At 33.0% G+C, this 2,557-nt stretch carries 4 protein-coding genes and 1 pseudogene; 1 reads left to right on the top strand and 4 read right to left on the bottom strand.

Features of this window, described 5'->3' with window-relative positions:
• A partial coding sequence (locus tag AC1DRF_RS22785; RefSeq protein WP_477741759.1) for a DUF2062 domain-containing protein occupies nucleotides 1–334 on the top strand: 334 nt, incomplete at its 5' end.
• A 165-nt stretch (nucleotides 335–499) separates the two neighbouring features.
• Here the strand turns inward: AC1DRF_RS22785 and AC1DRF_RS22780 are convergent.
• From AC1DRF_RS22780 to rpiB, 4 genes and pseudogenes are all read right to left on the bottom strand, one after another.
• Nucleotides 500–826: pseudogene (locus AC1DRF_RS22780) on the bottom strand (hypothetical protein); the annotation flags it as partial.
• Nucleotides 822–1,211, bottom strand: a complete 390-nt coding sequence (locus tag AC1DRF_RS22775) for a YkvA family protein (protein WP_427076726.1) — start codon at nucleotides 1,209–1,211, stop codon at nucleotides 822–824. The pseudogene AC1DRF_RS22780 and the gene AC1DRF_RS22775, both read right to left, overlap by 5 nt.
• Nucleotides 1,212–1,315: 104 nt before the next feature.
• Nucleotides 1,316–1,753 carry an NUDIX hydrolase gene (locus AC1DRF_RS22770; protein ID WP_162213977.1) on the bottom strand — a complete coding sequence of 146 codons (438 nt, stop codon included), beginning with the start codon at nucleotides 1,751–1,753 and terminating at the stop codon, nucleotides 1,316–1,318.
• Between the two features lie 284 nt (nucleotides 1,754–2,037).
• Nucleotides 2,038–2,502, bottom strand: coding sequence for a ribose 5-phosphate isomerase B (gene rpiB, locus AC1DRF_RS22765; RefSeq protein ID WP_427076725.1), 465 nt, complete (start codon nucleotides 2,500–2,502; stop codon nucleotides 2,038–2,040).
• Between the last annotated feature and the right edge of the window lie 55 nt (nucleotides 2,503–2,557).

Raw genomic sequence — 2,557 nt, 5'->3', positions numbered from 1 at the left:
AAATAGCATAGCAGGCCTTATTGGTGGAATGTTTTTTATGTGGGCCTTTCCGTTGATGTTTTACTTGAATACAGTAGTGGGAGGATATATATTTCCAATCGACCTTAATCAAACTTTGCTTCAGAATGCAGATGAAGATTTAGATAATCGACTAGAACTAGGAGCGAAAGTAGGAAAGAATTTTTTAACAGGAATGGTTCTTAATAGCTTTTTGTTTGGAAGTATACTTTATATTGTTAGTTACTATATTATAAATCAGTACAGAGGCTTCCTCTTACACTACATCTATAAGAAATGGACAGTAAAAAAACACACTAAAAAAACGGATATTTAGCTTAATTTCAACATTTATCTTTAATTGTAAAGCGATATAGCTGAACATTTTTTAAAAAGGCATAGAGATAAATTAGCCCATAATTGATAACCATAGGTATCAATTATGGGCTTACGATCTTTGTTTCTGTTTTAAGATAAATATGGAGGAAATAAAGGACTGCTCTCATTCCTTTGTTGAAGATAATACAGTTTGTTTCACCCATTTTTTTCGATTTCTTTGGTCAATGATCCATTGATATAAACTTTGTATGCCTAGTATCAGAGAAATTATAACACCGCTCGCTGCCAGGATTAATGCAAAATATTCTACAGGGTTGTACGCAAGTATATTTCTCCATTTGATTCTTCCAATAAAATCATTTACTACAAGCCCCATTCCAAGCATTTGACCTACTACGGAATAAAGAGTCAAAATCAGTAATAACAGGCTGTCTTTTTTCGCATTAACGTTTTCCTGGTATCTAAATAAACTCTCTAGAGATTGTTTAGCTTCCTTTTAATAATTTAAAAACAGTAAAACAGCTCCACATAAAAATAAGTAGCCATACTACGATAATAATTGAACCCGCAACCCAATTTTTAGGTCGTTCATTTCCAATGAGCTCTTCTACTTTGATTGTGCAGTCCTCTATAACACTTGTAGGTAGCATTTTCAAAGCAAGCATAATTCCTAAAGGAACAATGATTATATCGTCAATATAGCCTAAAACCGGTATAAAATCAGGAATTAAATCGATTGGGCTGAATGCATATGCAACAACACAAGCAGTAAATAATTTGATATACCAAGATACTCGTTCATCTTTATAAGCTAAATATAAGATAAATAGCTGCTTTTTTAACTTTTTAGCCCACAGCTTTAATTGATTAAGCATGTTTCCTATTCTCCTTTGCTATATATCTGGACGGTTCGATGTAATATAAAATTACTTTTATTCTTTTTGATACCTACATATTTCTCTTATTAATAAATTTAGAACTATAAAAATAACTGATTAATGCAATCATCTTGATTTACAGCTAGTTTGGGAATAGCTTGAATAGGAGCCCAATAGTATGAAAAGATTAATCCTGCATCTTCCCCTTTAGAATTAACCTTATATTCCCACCGTTCTGCAGTTTTTTCTTTAATTTCCAAATGAAAAACATGTCGTTCATGATACTGGCTTTTACCTTCATGATGATAAATATATGTTTTCAATTTTGTTACCGATAAAAACTCCATTAATCCAGATTCTTCTTTGACCTCCCTATATAAAGCTTCTTCAATTGTTTCTCCCTGTTCTACAGTCCCTGCTGGAACTTGAACTCCTGCTTCTGGATAATCTTTGTGTTTGTAAACTAATAACTCTGTATGATGACCATTAAACCTAGTTATGTAAGCCATAACTTTTGTTATCAACGTTTTACCCTGCATATTCGCTTCCTCCTATATATAGATACTAACCGTACAGATTTTTTCATCAGCAAACAAACTTCTTTAACTCCTAAGCATAAATCAGACATATTTTATTACATCTATTTTAATTGCAAAAATAATTAGTCTCATTGTTGTCATAATAAGCTGCTTTTACGGAAGGTTAACTGGTATGGGAATTGGAATGGTTAGTTTTGCTATTCTGATAGGATCTATAATCATCATATCAGTAAGTGAAATAATAGGAAAAGGCAAGAATCAAATTGATTCTTGCCTTTTTATCTTTATTTTCTTTCAAGAGAAGGTTGTGATACATTTTCGTATTCTGTAATTTTACAGATACGATTTTCATGACGGCCTCCAACAAATGGGGTTGTTAACCAAGTCTTCACAATTTCGCGTGCTAAACCTGGCCCAATTACTCGTTCCCCCATGGCTAAAATGTTCGTATCGTTGTGTTCACGCGTCATTTTAGCTGAAAAAACGTCATGAACAAGTGCGCAACGAATTCCTTTTACTTTGTTAGCGGCAATACTCATGCCAATTCCCGTACCGCAGATTAAAATTCCAAAATCCGCTTCTTCATTTGCTACTCGTTGGGCAACTGGAATCGCATAGTCCGGATAATCGACTGAATTGCTGCATTCACAGCCTAGATCTTCATATATTATGGACATTTCATCTAATAGATTTATAATCTCTTTACGAATATTTATCCCACCATGATCTGAAGCAATTATAACTTTCATAAGATTACTCTCCTTGTTCAGCTATAGTCTTAATTAAAATTCTAATGATTTTGGG

It is taken from the genome of Priestia sp. P5_B4 (assembly GCF_056400385.1).
Note: the sequence above shows the minus strand (reverse complement) of the source record. Positions and strands in the feature narration are given on the sequence as shown.

Bases quoted from the DNA above. Each gene is read 5' to 3' on its own strand.
- AC1DRF_RS22775 (WP_427076726.1), bottom strand. From the start codon at position 1,211: ATGCTTAATCAATTAAAGCTGTGGGCTAAAAAGTTAAAAAAGCAGCTA.
- AC1DRF_RS22770 (WP_162213977.1), bottom strand. From the start codon at position 1,753: ATGCAGGGTAAAACGTTGATAACAAAAGTTATGGCTTACATAACTAGG.
- rpiB (WP_427076725.1), bottom strand. From the start codon at position 2,502: ATGAAAGTTATAATTGCTTCAGATCATGGTGGGATAAATATTCGTAAA.